At 71.6% G+C, this 16,568-nt stretch carries 14 protein-coding genes; 7 read left to right on the top strand and 7 right to left on the bottom strand.

The genetic code is table 11. The features are described 5' to 3' along the window. Positions 1 to 89 precede the first annotated feature (89 nt). The 3 genes from GGR66_RS13085 to ptsP are packed head-to-tail and all read right to left on the bottom strand — an operon-like array spanning position 90 to position 5,339. Positions 90 to 1,820 (bottom strand): fructose-specific PTS transporter subunit EIIC, encoded by a 1,731-nt coding sequence (locus GGR66_RS13085; RefSeq protein WP_184448537.1) that lies wholly within the window; start codon positions 1,818 to 1,820, stop codon positions 90 to 92. 55 nt (positions 1,821 to 1,875) lie between these two features. Further along, on the bottom strand, positions 1,876 to 2,829 hold the full coding sequence (gene pfkB, locus GGR66_RS13080; RefSeq protein ID WP_184448536.1) for a 1-phosphofructokinase: 954 nt from the start codon (positions 2,827 to 2,829) through the stop codon (positions 1,876 to 1,878). After that, the gene (gene ptsP / locus GGR66_RS13075; RefSeq protein WP_184448535.1) at positions 2,826 to 5,339 is read right to left on the bottom strand and encodes a phosphoenolpyruvate--protein phosphotransferase; all 2,514 of its coding nucleotides are present in this window, start codon (positions 5,337 to 5,339) and stop codon (positions 2,826 to 2,828) included. Before ptsP ends, pfkB begins: the two co-directional genes overlap by 4 nt. Positions 5,340 to 5,499: 160 nt before the next feature. Between ptsP and GGR66_RS13070 the strand changes: the two genes are divergently transcribed. Continuing rightward, a complete protein-coding gene (locus tag GGR66_RS13070; protein WP_184448534.1) occupies positions 5,500 to 6,480 on the top strand; it encodes a LacI family DNA-binding transcriptional regulator in 981 nt (326 codons plus the stop codon). A gap of 85 nt (positions 6,481 to 6,565) precedes the next feature. Here GGR66_RS13070 and GGR66_RS13065 read toward each other — a convergent pair whose 3' ends face one another. Both GGR66_RS13065 and GGR66_RS13060 read right to left on the bottom strand, forming a co-directional pair. Continuing rightward, positions 6,566 to 6,742 carry a hypothetical protein gene (locus GGR66_RS13065; RefSeq protein WP_184448533.1) on the bottom strand — a complete coding sequence of 59 codons (177 nt, stop codon included), beginning with the start codon at positions 6,740 to 6,742 and terminating at the stop codon, positions 6,566 to 6,568. 16 nt (positions 6,743 to 6,758) lie between these two features. Continuing rightward, positions 6,759 to 7,082, bottom strand: a complete 324-nt coding sequence (locus tag GGR66_RS13060; protein ID WP_160964977.1) for a transposase — start codon at positions 7,080 to 7,082, stop codon at positions 6,759 to 6,761. A 359-nt stretch (positions 7,083 to 7,441) separates the two neighbouring features. Between GGR66_RS13060 and GGR66_RS13055 the strand changes: the two genes are divergently transcribed. The 4 genes from GGR66_RS13055 to GGR66_RS13040 all read left to right on the top strand — a co-directional run bounded on the left by GGR66_RS13055 (position 7,442) and on the right by GGR66_RS13040 (position 13,363). After that, positions 7,442 to 8,731 (top strand): nucleotide sugar dehydrogenase, encoded by a 1,290-nt coding sequence (locus tag GGR66_RS13055; protein ID WP_160964975.1) that lies wholly within the window; start codon positions 7,442 to 7,444, stop codon positions 8,729 to 8,731. A gap of 151 nt (positions 8,732 to 8,882) precedes the next feature. After that, positions 8,883 to 10,505, top strand: a complete 1,623-nt coding sequence (locus tag GGR66_RS13050) for an FMN-binding glutamate synthase family protein (protein ID WP_160964973.1) — start codon at positions 8,883 to 8,885, stop codon at positions 10,503 to 10,505. Then, the gene (locus GGR66_RS13045; RefSeq protein WP_184448532.1) at positions 10,502 to 10,990 is read left to right on the top strand and encodes a GNAT family N-acetyltransferase; all 489 of its coding nucleotides are present in this window, start codon (positions 10,502 to 10,504) and stop codon (positions 10,988 to 10,990) included. Before GGR66_RS13050 ends, GGR66_RS13045 begins: the two co-directional genes overlap by 4 nt. A gap of 186 nt (positions 10,991 to 11,176) precedes the next feature. Beyond that, positions 11,177 to 13,363: a diguanylate cyclase gene (locus GGR66_RS13040; protein WP_184448531.1), complete on the top strand. Its 2,187-nt coding sequence runs from the start codon at positions 11,177 to 11,179 to the stop codon at positions 13,361 to 13,363. 26 nt (positions 13,364 to 13,389) lie between these two features. Here the strand turns inward: GGR66_RS13040 and GGR66_RS13035 are convergent, their stop codons facing one another. Both GGR66_RS13035 and GGR66_RS13030 read right to left on the bottom strand, forming a co-directional pair. Next, complete coding sequence (locus GGR66_RS13035; RefSeq protein WP_184448530.1) at positions 13,390 to 14,652, bottom strand: TIGR03862 family flavoprotein; 1,263 nt, start codon at positions 14,650 to 14,652, stop codon at positions 13,390 to 13,392. A gap of 13 nt (positions 14,653 to 14,665) precedes the next feature. Then, entirely contained in the window at positions 14,666 to 15,109 is a 444-nt protein-coding gene (locus GGR66_RS13030; RefSeq protein WP_160964965.1) for an FKBP-type peptidyl-prolyl cis-trans isomerase, read from the bottom strand. Between the two features lie 67 nt (positions 15,110 to 15,176). Between GGR66_RS13030 and GGR66_RS13025 the strand changes: the two genes are divergently transcribed. Further along, a complete protein-coding gene (locus GGR66_RS13025; RefSeq protein ID WP_184448529.1) occupies positions 15,177 to 15,542 on the top strand; it encodes a DUF6164 family protein in 366 nt (121 codons plus the stop codon). Between the two features lie 110 nt (positions 15,543 to 15,652). Then, a complete protein-coding gene (locus GGR66_RS13020; protein WP_184448528.1) occupies positions 15,653 to 16,390 on the top strand; it encodes a sulfurtransferase in 738 nt (245 codons plus the stop codon). The last annotated feature ends 178 nt before the right edge of the window (positions 16,391 to 16,568 follow it).

The following is a 16,568-nucleotide window of genomic DNA, read 5'->3' as shown; positions in this document are numbered from 1 at the left end:
GGAACTCCTCAGCAGGGAAAGGCCGGCGCGCCGCCAGCGGCGACGGGGGGAGGGGCATCGCATGGCGACGCGCCGGCGCATGGAAGGGACTAGGCGACGACGACCGGCTTCTTCAGCACCCGCAACGCCACCGCAGTGACCACGGTGCCGGCGAGCAGCGCCACCAGGTACATGCCCAGGTGGCTGACCGCATTGGGGATCGGCAGCACGAACACGCCGCCGTGCGGCACCTTCAGCTCGGCTCCGGCGGCCATCGAGATGGCGCCGGCCAGCGCCGAGCCGAGCATCAGCGCGGGGATGGTGCGCAGCGGGTCGCGCGCGGCGTAGGGGATCGCGCCTTCGGTGACGAAGGCCAGGCCGAGCACGCCGGTGGCGGCGCTGCTGCCGCGCTCGTCCTGGGTGAAACGGTTGCGGAACACCCAGGTGGCCAGGGCGATGCCCAGCGGCGGGGTCATGCCGGCGACCATCGCTGCGGCCATCGGCGTGTACACCTGGCTGGCGATCAGGCCGGTGGAGAAGGCGTAGGCGGCCTTGTTGACCGGCCCGCCCATGTCGAAGGCCATCATCGCGCCCAGCAGCAGGCCCAGCAGCACCGCGCTGCTGCCCTGCATGCCGCGCAGCCATTCGGTGAGCCAGGCCAGCAGCTCGGCCACCGGCTGGCCGACCACGTACAGCAGGGCCAGGCCGACCAGCAGAGTGCCCAGCACCGGCAGGATCAGCACCGGCTTCAGGCCTTCCAGGGTGCGCGGCAGCTTGATCGCCCGGTTCAGCGCGGCCACGCCGTAGCCGGCGATGAAGCCGGCGAAGATGCCGCCGATGAAGCCGGCGCCGAGATTGGCTGCGACCATGCCGCCGATCATGCCCGGGGCGATGCCGGGGCGGTCGGCGATGGAGTAGGCGATGTAGCCGGCCAGGGCGGGCACCATCAGGGTGAAGCCGGCCTTGGCGCCGATCTGGAACAGCGACCAGGCCAGGGTGCCCTTGTGCGCGTCGTCGAAGGCGTAGATGCCGCCGAGCGCGAACGCCAGCGCGATCAGCAGGCCGCCGGCGGTGACGAAGGGCAGCATGAACGACACGCCGGTCATCAGGTGCTTGTACGGACCGGCGGAGCGACCGCCCTGGGCTTGGGCCGGGGCGCTGCCGCCAGTGCCGGCCGCGTGCACGCTGGCCTCGGCCAGGGCCTTGCGGATCAGCGCCGGGCCGTCGTTGATCGCCGGCTTGGTGCCGCTCTTGAAGAGGCGCTTGCCGCCGAAGCGGCCCAGGTCGACCTCGCGATCGGCGGCGATCAGCACCAGGTCGGCCGCGGCGATCTCCTCGGCGCTGAGCGCGTCCTGTGCGCCCACCGAGCCCTGGGTTTCCACCCGGAGTTGGTGGCCCAGCACCTTGGCCGCCTGCTGCAGGCCTTCGGCGGCCATGAAGGTGTGGGCGATGCCGGTGGGGCAGGAGGTGATGGCGACGATGCGCTTGCCGGCGCCCTCGGCGCTGCCGGCAGCGGCCGGAACGGCGGCGTCGGTCGTGGCGTTCGCCAGCAGCGGCGCCAGGACGGCGCCGGCATTGGCCAGCACCGCATCCAGGCTACTGCGGTGCAGGCTGCGGCCAGCGAAGCGGGCGGTGTCGGCCTCGCCGTCGCCGATCAGCAGCAGCGGCGCGGCCGCGGATGCCGCGGCCAGGTCCAGCGGCGCGATCACGCCCTGCGGCGTGCGCACCTCGGCCTGCAGGACTGCGCCCCGCAGCGTGGCGGCATGGCGCAGCGCCTCGGCGGCGAGGACGGCTTCGGTACTGCGATCGCCGGCGGCGATCACCACGAGGATCGGATTCATGCGGGCTCCCGATGAGCGCAAGAGGACGCGGCGCACGGTAGCGACGCGGCGGAAGTCATGACAGGGTCTCGAGGCGGACCGCGGCGGCCAGCGCCGGCAGGCGCTCGCGCGGCAGGCGGCGGGCGACGCCGCTGCCCAGCGTGGCCACGGCGAAGGCGGTGGCCTGGCGCGCGCAGGTCGCCAGGTCGGCGTCGGCGCGCAATGCCGCGACCAGGCCGGCGACCATCGCATCGCCGGCGCCGACGCTGCTGCCGCCGGTGACCTGCGGCGGCTGCGCCAGCAGCGCCTGCTCGCCGCGCACGAACAGCGCGCCATCGGTGCCCAGCGACACCGCGACCAGACCGATGCCGCGCGCCAGCAGCGCGCGTGCGGCGCCGAGCAGGTCGGCGGTGGTGGCCAGCGGCGCGCCGGCCCATTCCTCCAGTTCGTGGCGGTTGGGCTTGATCGCGAACGGCAGTTGCGCACGCGGCGCGTCGAGGGCGGCATGCAGCGGCGCGCCGCTGGTGTCCAGCAGCACCCGCGCGCCGGCGGCGGCGGCCTGCGCCTGCAGCTGCCGCCAGGTGTCCTCGGCCAGGCCGGCCGGCAGGCTGCCACTGAGCACCACCGGCAGGCCGGGGCGCAGCACGTCGGCCAGGCGCGCGCCGATGGTGTCGAGCTGGGCCTGGTCCAGGGCCAGGCCGGGCAGGTTGATGTCGGTGGTGGCGCCGCTGTCGGCGGCGACCAGCTTGAGATTGCTGCGGGTGTCGCCGGGCACGCGCAGGCAGCGGTCGTCGATGCCGCGTTCGGCGAACAGCGCCTCGAACACCGGCGCATTGCCGGCGCCGAGCGCGCCGAGCGCGGCGCAGCGCAGGCCGGCGTCGGCCAGGCAGGCGGCGACGTTGATGCCCTTGCCGCCGGCGATGGCGTGGGCGCTGCGCGCGCGATGCACCTGGCCGGGCTGCAGCCGGTCGATCGCCACGGTCAGGTCGATCGCCGGATTCAGGGTGACGGTGACGGCATCGACGCTCATGCGTCGGCCCCGCCGTCGAGCGCCCGCACCTCAGCCGCACTTGCGCAGTCCAGCGCGCGCTGCGCCAGCGCCTGCAGCGCATCCAGGCGGCTGCCGCGCAGGCGCGCCTTCACCGCCGGGATATCGTTGGGCGTCATCGACAGCTCGTGCACGCCCAGGCCGGCCAGCAGCGCCGCGCCGAACGCGTCGCCGGCCAGCCCGCCGCACACGCCGACCCAGCGCCCGTGGCGCGCCGCGCCCTCGACGGTGGTGCGGATCAGCCGCAGCACCGCCGGATGCAGGCTGTCGGCTTCGGCGGCCAGGTCCGGGTTCTGCCGGTCGATGGCCAGGGTGTACTGGGTCAGGTCGTTGGTGCCGATCGAGAAGAAATCCGCGTGTTTGGCCAGCGCATCGGCCTGGATCGCCGCGGCCGGCACTTCGATCATGATGCCCAGCGGCACCTCCGGCGCCTGCAGTTCCGCGCGCAGGCGCTCGCATTCGACGCGCAGCGTCAGCAGTTCCGCCGCCGAGGTGATCATCGGGAACATGATCGCCAGGCGCGCGCCGTCCTTGGCCGCGCGGTACAGCGCGCGCAACTGTGGTTGCAGCAGGTCGGCGCGGCGCAGCAGCAGGCGCGCGCCGCGCACGCCCAGGAACGGGTTGTCCTCGCGCGGCAGGTTCAGGTGCGCGACCTGCTTGTCGCCGCCGATGTCCAGCGCGCGCACGATCAGCGCGCGGCCGTCCAGCGCCTGCGCCATCGCGGTGTAGGTGGCATACTGCTCGTCCTCGCTGGGCGTGCTGCCACGCTCCAGGAACAGGAATTCGGTGCGCATCAGGCCCACGCTCTCGGCGCCTTGCGCCAGCGCCGCGGCGACCTGCTCGGGCAGGTTGACGTTGGCGCCGATCTCCAGGCGATGGCCGTCCTCGGTCTGCGCCGGCTGGTTGCGCTGTTCGGCCTCGCGCGCACGCAGTTGCTGTTGTTCGTCGATGTAGGCGCGGGCCGAGGCCAGGTCCTCGTCCGACGGCGCCACGTACAGGCGGCCGCTCGTGCCGTCGACGATCACCGTGGCGCCATCCTCCAGGTCCAGCAGGTCGGCACCGCCGGCGACCAGCGCCGGCAGGCCGAGGGTGCGCGAGAGGATCGCGGTGTGCGAAGTCGGGCCGCCCACCGCGGTGGCCAGGCCGAGCACGCGGCGGGTGTCCAGGTTGGCGGTGTCCGACGGCGACAGGTCGTGCGCGAGCAGGATGCACGGCGCGGCCGGCAACTGCTCCAGGCTGCCGCCGGCCAGGCCCGGATCCAGTTGCGCCAGCACGCGGCGGCCGACGTCGCGCAGGTCGCTGGCGCGTCCGGCCAGCACGGCGTTGCCCAGCGCCGAGAGCTTGTTGGCCAGGCGCTCGACCGACTGCTGCCAGGACCAGGCGACACCGTGGCCTTCGACCATCAACTGGCAGGCCAGGGTGATCAGGTCGGTGTCGTTGAGCAGTTCGGCCTGGGCGCGGAAGATCGCCGCATCGCCGGCGCCGAGCCGGCGCCGGGTGTCCTCTTCGATGGCCTGCAGTTGCGTGCGGGTGCGCTGCAGGGCGTCGTGCAGCAGGGCGCCGCCGTCGCTCAGGGGCACCGGCGTGTCCGCCACCGCCACGTCATGGCCAGCCAGCTTGTGCACCACGCCGATCGCCAGGCCGGGGCTGGCGCCGATGCCGACGATGGCCGGCTGCGCCTGCGGCGGGGTCCAGCCGGCGACCGGCGCGGCACGGCGCTGTGCGGCGGCCTCGGCGTCGGCCTGCTCCTGCGCGGTCAGGCCGTCGATCACGCTGCGCAGCCGCGCCAGCGCCGCGGCGGCGTCCTGGCCCTCGGCCGAAATGGTCACCGTGTCGCCGGCATGCAGGCCCAGTTGCAGCAGCGACACCAGGTTCTTGGCATCGCCAACCTGGTCGCCGGCGCGCACCTGGATGCGGGCGGCGAAGCCGCGCGCGGTTTCCACCCAGCGCGTGGCCGGGCGCGCGTGCAGGCCGGTGGGATAGCGCACGGTCCACTCGAAGCGTTCCGCCAGGTCGCTGGCCGCGGCGGTGGGCGCGGCGACGGCCGCGTCCTCGCTCAGGGCGGCGACGATCGCCTGCGGGTCGTCGCTGGCGAACAGCGCCTCCAGCCGCGGTTGGTCCTGGATCAACCGGGTCAGGCGCCGCAACACGGTGATGTGGGTGTCGGACTGGGCGGCGATGGCGACCACCAGGTGCGTGGTCTGGCCCGGGTTCCACTCCACGCCGGCGCGCAGCTGCAGCACCGCGATGCCGTCGCGGCGCACCAGGTGGCGGTCTTCGCCGGTGCAGTGGGGGATCGCCACGCCGTGGCCCAGGAAGGTGTTGGCCAGCGCTTCGCGGCGCAGCATGCTGGCCTCGTAGGCCGGCGGCACGCAGCCGGCGGCGACCAGCAACTGCGCCGCCTGGGCGATCGCGTCGGCCTTGTCGCGGGCCTGGACATCGACCCGGACCAGGTCGCTGGAAACCAGGGGAGAGGAGGGCGTCTGGGACACGCGGGTTCCTTGGGGTGGGCGGCGAGTGGGCGCAGTGTGGGAACGTTCCCAGTCTCTAGTCAATGTGCAGTGCACAAATCCTTCGGAAAAAGCCGGTGCTACTATCAAGAAACGCCAGGTGACAGGGAGTTGAAATGAAAACAATGCGGGAACGTTGCCAGTGAGCGTCAGCATTCACGACGTGGCCCGGGTCGCCGGCGTCTCGACTTCCACGGTGTCGCGCGCACTGGGCCAGGGCCCGGTCAGCGAAGAGGTGCGGGCGCGGGTGGAGGCAGCGGTCCGCGAGACTGGCTACCGCCCCAACCTGATGGCGCGGCGGCTCCGCTCGCAGCACTCCGGGGTGGTGGGCCTGATCGTCGCCGACATCCGCAATCCGTTCTTCACCGCGGCCATTCGCGCAGTCGAGGACGTGGCCTACCGTGCCGGCATGCGGGTGATCCTGTGCAATACCGACGAGGACCCGCAGCGCGAGGCGCTGTATCTGCAACTGATGCAGGAAGAGCGGGTCAGCGGGCTGATCTTCGCCCCCACCCGCACCACCCAGAGCCAACTGGGCAAGTTGCATTTCGACCATCCGGTGGTGCTGCTGGACCGTGCCGGCAAGGGCGGCACGCACGACAGCGTGGTCCTGGACAATGCCGCGGCGATGGCCGCCCTGGTCGATCATCTGGTCGGCCAAGGCGTGCGCCGCATCGGCGGCCTGTTCGGCAAGACCAGCAGCACCGCCGCCGAGCGCCGCGATGGCTATCTGGAGGCGATGCGCGGGCACGGCCTGGCGCCGGACTACCGCGAGGTGGCGCCGAGCGCGGAAGCGGCGATCGCCGAGGTCCAGGCCTGGCTGGAACAGACGCCGCACCCGGATGCGTTGGTGGCCAGCAACAGCCTGCTGCTGATGGGCGCAATGAAGGCCGTGCGGGCTGCCGGTCTGCGCATTCCGCAGGACCTGGCACTGGCCGGCTTCGACAACGAAAGCTGGACCGACCTGGTCCAACCCGGCATCACCGTGATCGAACAGCCGGTCGAAGAGATGGGCCGTACCGCCATGTCGTTGCTGCTGGAGCGGATGAACGCGCCGGCGCAGCCGACCCGCAAGGTGGTGCTCAGCGGCCGCTGCATCGTGCGTGGGTCGAGCCTGCGCTGACTGCCGCAGGTCGGTGGTGTTGCGGGAGGGGTGCCGCTGCGGCGATGACCGTGGTCGGCCGCAGCGGGAGGGGTAACGTGCTTACCTACTTGCTGCCGTCCGGGCGCGGATAGTCGTGTTCCGGGTCGGCGTGGTCGTGCTTGGGATCGCTGTCGGGTTGATCGCGCGCTTTCCACTGCGCGTCGTCGTTGTGCATCTTGTCGGGGGTCTGGCTGCGTTGCTGGGAATCGTGGGCGTTGTCGCGGTTGGCGGGCAGGGACATGTGTGGACCTTCTGGATCAGGCGGGGGTGTGCGCCGGATCTGGGTGGTGGTCGCGCTGCTCGGATCCGTCGAGGCGTGCCCAGCAGGCAACGACCAGGGTTTCGGCATCGCTCCAGGCGATGCGCGGCCAGGGGTGCTCGCCGTCGTAGCGCTGACGCAGGCGCTGCAGCCGCACGTCGTTGGATTCGCGCGGCAGTTGCAGGAACACGTCGCACGCCATCTTGATCAGGCGCGCATGTTCGCTGAACGACTGCGACCCCAGTTTGCCCGCCGCGTGCAGCGCTTTCCAATGCGCCAATTCGGCTTCGACATCCACGAGCAGGCTCGGAGCGTGACTCACGCGAGTTCTCCTTGAGTGAGAGGAAAAGGGAGATGCGGAGGCGCCCCCTGACGCGTCCACTTCCCGAGACTAGGCCGCCCCGCGTAAAGGCGGAGTGGTGCTTATGTCGTCTGCGCGGCAAGACGCGGCGGCGCGGACGCAAAGCGTGACGCCAGGCAGCGACCTTCACACACCATGTTGTGAAGGCGCCGCACGTCGCGCGCGTGAAGACGCACACATGCCTGCAACACTGGCGTTGCGCGGACCGGCTTGGTCGGCGTCAGCGGTGCGGCTTACCATGGGCGGCGTCCGCCCGCGGACTCCCATGCTTTTCACCCCCCCTGCACCGACGGCTGCCGCCGGTGCCGCAAAGGATTGGTATGTCCGTCGCCCCCGTGTTCGATTCCGCGCCGCCGCGCATCGCCGTGATCGGCCTCGGCTACGTCGGCCTGCCGCTGGCGGTGGCGTTCGGCGCCCGCCACGACACGCTCGGCTACGACATCGATGGAGAGCGCGTGGCGCAACTGCGCGCCGGGCACGACCAGACCCTGGAACTGGAGGCCGAGGAACTGCGCGCCGGCGTGCACCTGCGCTACAGCGACGACGCGGCCGAGCTGCGCGACCGCAACGTGTACATCGTCACCGTGCCGACCCCGATCGATGCGCACGAGCAACCCGACCTGCAGCCGCTGCGCCAGGCCAGCGAACTGCTGGCCGGCGTGCTCAAGCGCGGCGACCTGGTGATCTACGAATCCACCGTCTATCCCGGCACCACCGAGGAGGTCTGCGTGCCGCTGCTGGAGCAGGGCTCGGGATTGCGCTGCGACGTCGATTTCCATTGCGGCTACAGCCCCGAGCGGGTCAACCCCGGCGACCGGCAGCGGCGCCTGGCCGACATCCGCAAGATCACCTCCGGCTCGAACCCGGCCGCCGCCGACGCCGTGGACGCGCTGTATGCCGGCATCATCGTCGCCGGCACCTGGCGCGCGCCGTCGATCCGCGTGGCCGAGGCGGCCAAGGTGGTGGAGAACATCCAGCGCGACGTCAACATCGCCCTGGTCAACGAACTGGCACTGATCTTCGACCGGCTCGGCATCGACACCCAGGACGTACTGGACGCCGCCGGCACCAAGTGGAACTTCCTGCCGTTCCGGCCCGGCCTGGTCGGCGGCCACTGCATCGGCGTGGATCCGTACTACCTGCTGCACAAGTCCGAGAGCATGGGCTACCACCCGGACCTGATCCACACCGCGCGCCAGGTCAACAACCGGGTCGGCGCGCACGTGGCCGCACGGGTGCAGGCGCTGCTGGCCGGCAAGGGCGTGGCGATGGCCGAAGCGTCCGTGCTGGTGCTCGGCGTCACCTTCAAGGAGAACTGCCCGGACCTGCGCAACAGCCGCGCGCTGGAACTGGTGCAGGCGCTGGCCGCGGCCGGCGCCCGCGTCGACGCCTGCGATCCCTGGGCCGATCCGCAGGCGGCGCAGGCGCACGGCGTCGACCTGCTGCCGGAACCGGTGCCCGGCCGCTACGACGCGGTGGTGCTGGCGGTGGCGCACGCCGCCTACCGCGACCTGGACGCGGCGCAGATCCGCGCACTCGGCACGCCCGACCTGGTGGTCTACGACGTCAAGTCGGTGTGGCCGCGCGCGGCGGTGGACGACCGGCTGTAGGCGCCTCCCCAGGGGGGCTCGCCATGCCGCGCCACCGGCGCGGCGGGCATGCGCAAGCTGTACCTGCGCGGAGCGGACCCGGCGGCCGTGGCAACGCCACGCCCGCGACACCCTCTACACTCGCCGGCTTCCGACTCCTGCGAGGACCGCGATGCACCGCTACCTAGCCTATATCGCCAGCTGCCTGCTGCTGGCGCTGTCCATTGCCCTGTGCGCGATCTGGCCGCTGTGGGGCTGGGGCGTGGTGGCCTTCGCCGTGCTGGCGCTGCTGGGCACCGTGGACCTGCTGCAGACCCGCAGCACCCTGCGCCGCAACTATCCGATCCTGGCGCATTTCCGCTACGGCCTGGAATCGGTCGGCCCGGAGATGCGCCAGTACTTCCTGCAGAGCGACATCGAGGAGGCGCCGTTCTCGCGGCAGCAGCGCGCCCTGGTCTACCAGCGCGCCAAGAACGTGATGGACGTGGTGCCGTTCGGCACCCAGCGCAGCACCTATGCGCCGGACTACGAGTGGATCAACCATTCGCTGGCCACCAGCGAGATCGCCGACCACGACTTCCGCGTCACCATCGGCGCCGACTGTGCGCAACCGTACGCGGCCAGCGTGTTCAACATCTCGGCGATGAGCTTCGGCGCGCTGTCGGCCAACGCCATCCGCGCGCTCAACGCCGGCGCGCGCCAGGGCGGCTTCTACCACGACACCGGCGAGGGCTCGATCTCGCCCTATCACCGCGAGTGCGGCGGCGACCTGGTGTGGGAAATCGGCTCGGGCTACTTCGGCTGCCGCGACGAGGAAGGGCGCTTCGACCCGCAGCGCTTCGTCGCCAACGCGACGCTGGAGCAGGTCAAGATGATCGAGATCAAGCTCTCGCAGGGGGCAAAGCCCGGCCACGGCGGGGTGCTGCCGGCGGCCAAGGTCAGCGCCGAGATCGCCGCCACCCGCGGCGTCGCCATGGGCCAGGATTGCGTCTCGCCGTCGCGGCATTCGGCGTTCACCACGCCGCTGGAACTGCTGCAGTTCGTCGCGCGGCTGCGCGAGCTGTCCGGCGGCAAGCCCACCGGCTTCAAGCTGGCGATCGGCCACCCCTGGGAGTGGTTCGCCATCGCCAAGGCGATGCAGGAAAGCGAGCTGTATCCGGACTTCATCGTCGTCGACGGTGCCGAGGGCGGCACCGGCGCGGCGCCGGCGGAATTCATCGACCACGTCGGCGTGCCGATGCACGAAGCCCTGCTGCTGGTGCACAACACCCTGGTCGGGCTGGACATCCGCGAACGGATCAAGCTCGGCGCCGCCGGCAAGATCACCAGCGCCTTCGACATCGCGCGCACCCTGGCGCTGGGCGCGGACTGGTGCAATGCCGGGCGCGGTTTCATGTTCGCGCTGGGCTGCATCCAGTCGCTGAGCTGCCACAGCGACCGCTGCCCGACCGGCATCGCCACCCAGGACCGGCGCCGCTGGCAGCATCTGGATCCCACCGACAAGGCCACCCGCGTTGCGCATTACCACGCCAACACGCTCAAGGCGTTGCGCGAATTGCTGAGCGCCGCCGGGCTGGCGCATCCCTCGCAGCTGGGGCCGGAACACATCCTGCGCCGCATCTCGCAGGTGGAGATCCGCTCGCTGGCCTCGCTGTACCGCTACCTGGAGCCGGGCGAACTGCTGCGCACGGTGCCCGACCACGCGGTCTTCCACGACTACTGGGGCGATGCGCGCAGCGATTCGTTCCAGCCGCCGGAACGCATCCGCCGCCTGCGCGACAGCAAGTCGCAATGAGCGAAGCGGCGTCGGCGCGATTGCGGCAGGCAGTGCCCGAGGACATCCCGGCGCTGTGGGCGCTGCGCACTCGCTGCGTGCGCGAGGTCTGCAGCAGCCACTATCCGCCGGAGGTGATCGCGCGCTGGTCCGCGGCGCCGGCGCCGGCGTCGTACTGCGGGCTGGTCGCCACCGGCGGCGCCCTCGTCGCCGAGGACGCCGATGGTCGCGTGCTCGGGTTCGGTGTCGTCGACGTGGCCGGCGCGGAAATCGACGGCCTGTTCGTGGACCCTGCGCTGCGCGGCAGCGGCCTCGGCCGGCGTCTGCTGCAGGCGCTGGAGCAGCGCCTGGCGCCGTGCCCGCGCATTCACCTGGCCGCGGCGCTCAATGCGGTGGCGTTCTACCGCGCCCAGGGCTACGCGGTGCTGCGCGAGGGAGGCTATCCGCATCCCAGCGGGATTGTCCTCGCGTGCGTGTTCATGGAGAAGCGCGGCGTCGCTGGGTAATCGTTGCCGGCGGGGCGTGGCCCGGGTGGCGCGGGCGCAGGGCGTGGAACGTCGTGGGAATGGCAGGGGCGGAGCACGGAGGTGGCGGTCGCGGTCGCCATGCTGTTTTGCGCCGTGGCATTCGCGGTGGGCTCGCCATCGTTGCGGCCGCCCGTTATCGTGCGGGAACCTCCCTTGGTGCCGCGCATGAACCGACCCTCGGTCCCCGATCCGGCCCCCGTGCCGTTGCCTGCCGACGAAGCGGGGCGCCTGCGTGCGCTGGCCGAGCTGGGAATGCTGGATACCCCGCAGGAGCCGGCATTCGACGACCTGATCTGGCTGACCAGCCAGTTGTGCGAGGCGCCGATCGCGCTGGTCTCGCTGATCGACGAACGCCGGCAATGGCTCAAGGCCAGTTGCGGCCTGCCCGCCGGCACCACCGGCTATCCCCGCGAGCTGGCCTTTTGCACCTATGCCTTGCTGTCGCCGCAATTGCTGGAGATCCCCGACACCACGCTGGACCCGCGCTTCGCCGGCAATCCGCTGGTGGGCGGGGCGCCGCACCTGCGCTTCTATGCCGGCATGCCGCTGGTCGGCGACCAAGGCCACAGCTATGGCACCCTGTGCGTGATCGACATCCGTCCGCGGCAACTGGACGCGCGCCAGCGCGAAGGGCTGCAGCGGCTGGCCAGGCAGGTCACCGCGCAACTGGAGGCGCGCCGCGACGCGCGCATCGCCCACGAGCAGGCCAGGACCCTGAGCATGCTGCTGGAGACCATGCCCGATGGCGTGGTGTCGTGCCTGGCCGATGGCACCCTGGGCGAGTTCAACCAGGTGGCGCGTCACTGGCACGGGGCCGATCCGCGCGCCTTGCCGCCCGAGCAGTGGTCGCAGTATTTCGATCTGTTCGACGCCAGCGGCAAGCGCCCACTGTCCCGCGAGGAGGTGCCGCTGTTCCGCGCCTGGCGCGGCGAATCGGTGCGCGATGCGGAAATCGTGATCGCCGCCAAGGGGCAGGCGCCACGTAGCGTGCTGTGCAATGCGGAACGGCTGGAAGGCGGCGGTGTCCGCAGCCTGGGCGCGGTCTGCGTGATACGCGATGTCAGCGCCGAACGGGCGGCGACGCAGGCCGCGCTGCTGGCCGGGCAGCGGTTCTCCGGCGCGTTCTCGGCGGCCGCGCATGGCATGGCGCTGGTGTCGTTGGAAGGGCGCTGGCTGGATGTCAACGACGCCTTGTGCGCGATGCTTGGCTACAGCCGCGCGGAGTTGCTGGAATTACGTTTCCAGGATCTGACCCATCCGGACGATCTCGCCGAGGACATGCAACGGGCGGTGGCGTTGCGCAGCGGGCAGGGCAGCGACTTCCGCGTCGAAAAGCGCTACCGCCACCGCGACGGCCATACCGTACGTGCACGCCTGGCAGTCTCGCTGGTGCGCGACGAGCAGGGCCGTCCGTTGCATCTGGTCACCCATGTCCAGGACATCACCGAGCAGCACCTGGCCGAGCACCGCCTGCGCGACAGCGAGGCGCAACTGCGCACCATCGCCGACAACGCGCCGGCGCTGATCGCCTACCTCGACCGCGACTTGCGTTACCAGTTCGTCAACCGGCCGTATGCGGAGTGGTTCGCGCTGGCGCCGGAGCACATCGTCGGCCGTCCCCTGCACGAGGTGCTGGACCCGCAGCAACTTGCCTTGCTGCAACCGCATCTGCCGGCGGCGCTGCAGGGCGAGCCGGCGCAGTTCGATGCCGAACTGTGCGATGCCGCCGATGCCCTGCGGATCATGCATTTCAGCCTGATCCCGGACGTGGCGCTGGCGCCGCAGCGGGTCGGCCTGCACCTGATGATCAGCGACATCACCGGGCAGACCCGGCTGGCGCGTTTGCTGGAAGAGCGTGCGCTGCGCGACGAACTGACCGGACTGCCGAACCGGATGGCCTGGAACCAGGCCCTGCGGCGGCGCATGAACGAGCACCGCAGCCAGGGCCAGGTGGCGGTGATGTTCCTGGATCTGAACGACTTCAAGAGCGTCAACGACCGTTTCGGTCACCACGTCGGCGACGCGCTGCTGGTGCACTTCGCGCGGCTGCTTCAGCGCTGCCTGCGCGGGCAGGACAGCATCGCCCGGCTGGGTGGCGACGAATTCGTGGTCCTGCTGGAAGGGCTGGCCGACGCCAAACACGAAGTGCTGGCTACTGCGGCGCGGATCATGGAGGCGTGCGCGGATGGCTGCGTGGTCAGCGGCCGGCATCTGCCGCTGCAGCCGAGCATTGGCATCGCCGTGCAGGCCGGGCCCGGCTTCGACCCGGTCCTGCTCACCCAGCGCGCCGACGAGGCCATGTACGTGGCCAAGCGCGATCCGCAGGCGCGGGTGCAGATCGCGGTGCTCTGAGCGTCGCGTGCCGCGCGTACCGGACGTCAGTGCGCGGCGTGGCGCTGCAGCCAGGTCACCGCGCCGCGCCCGGCGCGCACGCCGCTGGCGAAGCACGCGGTGAGCAGGTAGCCGCCGGTCGGCGCTTCCCAGTCGAGCATTTCGCCGGCGCAGAAGGTGCCCGGCAGGGCCCGTAGCATCAGCTGTGTGTCCAGCGCCTCCAGGCGCACGCCGCCGGCGCTGCTGATCGCCTCGGCCAGCGGGCGCGGACGCTGCAGGGTCAGCGGCAGGCGCTTGAGCGTGGCCGCGGCCAGCGCCGGATCCTGGCCGGCCTGCTTGCCGAGGATCTCGAACAGCAGGGCCGCCTTGACCCCGTCGATACCGGCCTGGCGGCGCAGGTGCTCGCCGAAGCTGCGCCCGCCGCGCGGCTTGCCCAGTTCGGCTTGCAGCCGTGGCAGGTCGCGGCCGGGTGCCAGGTCCAGCCACAGCGTGGTCGGGCCGTGTGCGGCGATGGCCTCGCGCAGATCCGCGGCCAGCGCATAGATCAGGCTGCCCTCGATGCCGTGTTCGCCGACCACGCATTCGCCCTGCAGCGACTGCGCCTGGCCCTGCGCATCGTGCCAGTGCGCGACCACCGGCTTCAGCGGCGCGCCGGCGTGGCGTTCGCGGAAATGCGCGCTCCAGTCCACGTCGAAACCGCAGTTGGCCGGCTGCAGCGGCGCCACTTCCACGCCGCGCGCGCGCAGCGTGTCCTGCCAGGCGCCGTCGGACCCGAGTTGCGGCCAGCTGCCGCCACCCAGCGCCAGCACACAGGCCTCGGCCTGGACGCGCTGCTCGCCATCGTCGCCGGCGAAGCGCAGCGCGCCGTCCGCGTCCCAGCCCAGCCAGCGCTGCTGCACGTGGAAGCGCACGCCGGCATCCTTCAGCCGCCGTACCCAGCCGCGCAGCAGCGGCGCCGCCTTGCGGTCCAGCGGGAACACCCGCCCGGAGCTGCCGACGTAGGTCTCCACGCCCTGCGCCTGCGCCCAGGCGCGCAACGCGTCGGCATCGAAGTCGGCCAGCCAGTCGCCGACCGCCGTCGCGCGTTCGCGATAGCGCGCGACGAAACGCTCGAACGGATCGGAGTGGGTCAGGTTGAGGCCGCCCTTGCCGGCGATCAGGAACTTGCGTCCCACCGAGCCCTTGGCCTCGTACACATCGACCTCGGCGCCGGCGGCGCGCGCGGTCTCGGCGGCGATCAGCCCGGCCGGGCCGCCGCCGACGATGACGAGTCGGCCGCGCACCGGCGCGGCGTGTTTGGCAGCGGACATGCGTGGGTGCGGCTCAACGTGGCTGGACATCGAGCAGTTCGACTTCGAACACCAGCGAGGCGCCCGGCGGGATCACCCCGCCGGCACCGTTGGCGCCGTAGCCGTAGTCCGACGGCAGCATCAGCAGGCGCTTGCCGCCCACGCGCATGCCGGCCACGCCCTCGTCCCAGCCGCGGATCACTTGGCCGGCGCCGAGCACGAAGCTGAAGGGCTGGCCGTGGTCGGCGGAGGCATCGAATTTCTCGCCGCGCTTGTCCTTGGCATGCTCGTCGTACAGCCAGCCGGTGTAGTGCACGGTGACCCGGCTGCCGGGACGCGCTTCGGCGCCGTCGCCGACGCGCTCGTCGGTGGCCTGGAAGGCGGCGATGCTGCCACCGGGCGGCGGACCCGGCGGCGTGCAGCCGCTCAGCAGCCACGCCGGCAACGACAGGCTCAACAGCAGCAGGATTCGGCGCATGCGGGACGTCCACGGCGGGCAGGGCGTGCAAGGGTAGCGCATCGCCGCAGCGGCTATCATGCGGCGCATGGCCAAACTGCTGCTCAATCTGCGTCACGTGCCCGACGACGAACGCGCCGAGGTCTGCGCGCTGCTCGACGACGCCGGCATCGGCTACTACGAAACCCGCGCCGGTACCTTCGGCATTTCCGCCGGCGGCATCTGGCTGCGCGAGGACGCCGAGCAGCCGCGGGCCAAGGCGCTGCTGGCCGACTACCAGGCCCGACGCGGCGAACGCGCCCGCGCCGAGCGCGCCGCCGCGCTGCGCGATGGCAGTGCGGAGACCTTCGCCAGCCTGCTGCGGCAGCGCCCCCTGTTCGTGCTGGCGACGCTGTTGGGCATGCTGTTGATCGCCTCGCTGGTGCTGCTGCCGTTCCTGCTGCTGCGCGGCTAGCGGCGGCGCTGCGGGGCAACGCATCGGCACGCTTCGCCGACGCGCCGGTGCGCAACAGTGGCAGAGCTGTCACTGCAGCGGTCGCGCGTCGCAGGCCCTAAAATGCGCCGATGATCGCCAACACCGCTGCCTATCACTTCGTCGCCATTGCCGACCCCGACGCGCTCGCCGCGCAATTGCACGCCTGGGCGCAGGACGGCGACCTGCGCGGCACGATCCTGGTGGCGGGCGAGGGCATCAACCTGTTCCTGGCCGGCGCGGCAGAGGCGATCGACGCCTTTTACGCGCAACTGCGCGCCGACCCGCGCTTCGCCGATCTGCGGATCAAGACCAGCCCCAGCGCCCAGCAGCCGTTCGCGCGGCTGAAGGTCAAGGTCAAGCCGGAGATCATCAGCTTCCGCCGCGCCGCCGCCTCGCCACTGGACGCGGCGCGCGCGCCGGCGGTGGCGCCGGCCACGCTGCAGCGCTGGCTGCGCCAGGGTCACGACGACGCCGGCCGGCGCGTGGTGCTGCTGGACACGCGCAACACGCAGGAAGTGGTCCACGGCACCTTCGCCGGTGCGCTGACCTTGCCGATCGTCAAGTTCACCGACCTGCCGGAAGCGCTGGCCCCGCATCGTGAGGCGTTGGCCGACGCCACCGTGGTCAGCTTCTGCACCGGCGGCATTCGCTGCGAAAAAGCAGCGCTGTGGATGCGCGCCGATGGCATGGACAACGTGCTGCAACTGGACGGCGGCATCCTCGGCTACTTCGAGGAGGTGGGCGGCGAAGGCTATGACGGCCGCTGCTTCGTCTTCGACGAGCGCGTGGCGCTGGATCCGCAGTTGCGGCCGCTGGTGGGCGGCTGATCGTCGCGGGATTGGGGAGTCGGGATTGGGGATTGGCAAAGGCGGGCTGCCCCGCGACTGCCCGAACACTCGCGCTCTGCGCGTTGGGTTTCGGCTCGCTGCATGCCGCCGCGTCCCCTCGGAGCTTCAAAGGAATCCGCTCCAGCGAATCCCCAATCCCGACTCCCCAATCCCAGCG

Origin of the sequence: Xanthomonas sp. 3498 (genome assembly GCF_014199795.1) — a bacterium.
Lineage (GTDB): Bacteria > Pseudomonadota > Gammaproteobacteria > Xanthomonadales > Xanthomonadaceae > Xanthomonas_A > Xanthomonas_A rydalmerensis.
Note: the sequence above shows the minus strand (reverse complement) of the source record. Positions and strands in the feature narration are given on the sequence as shown.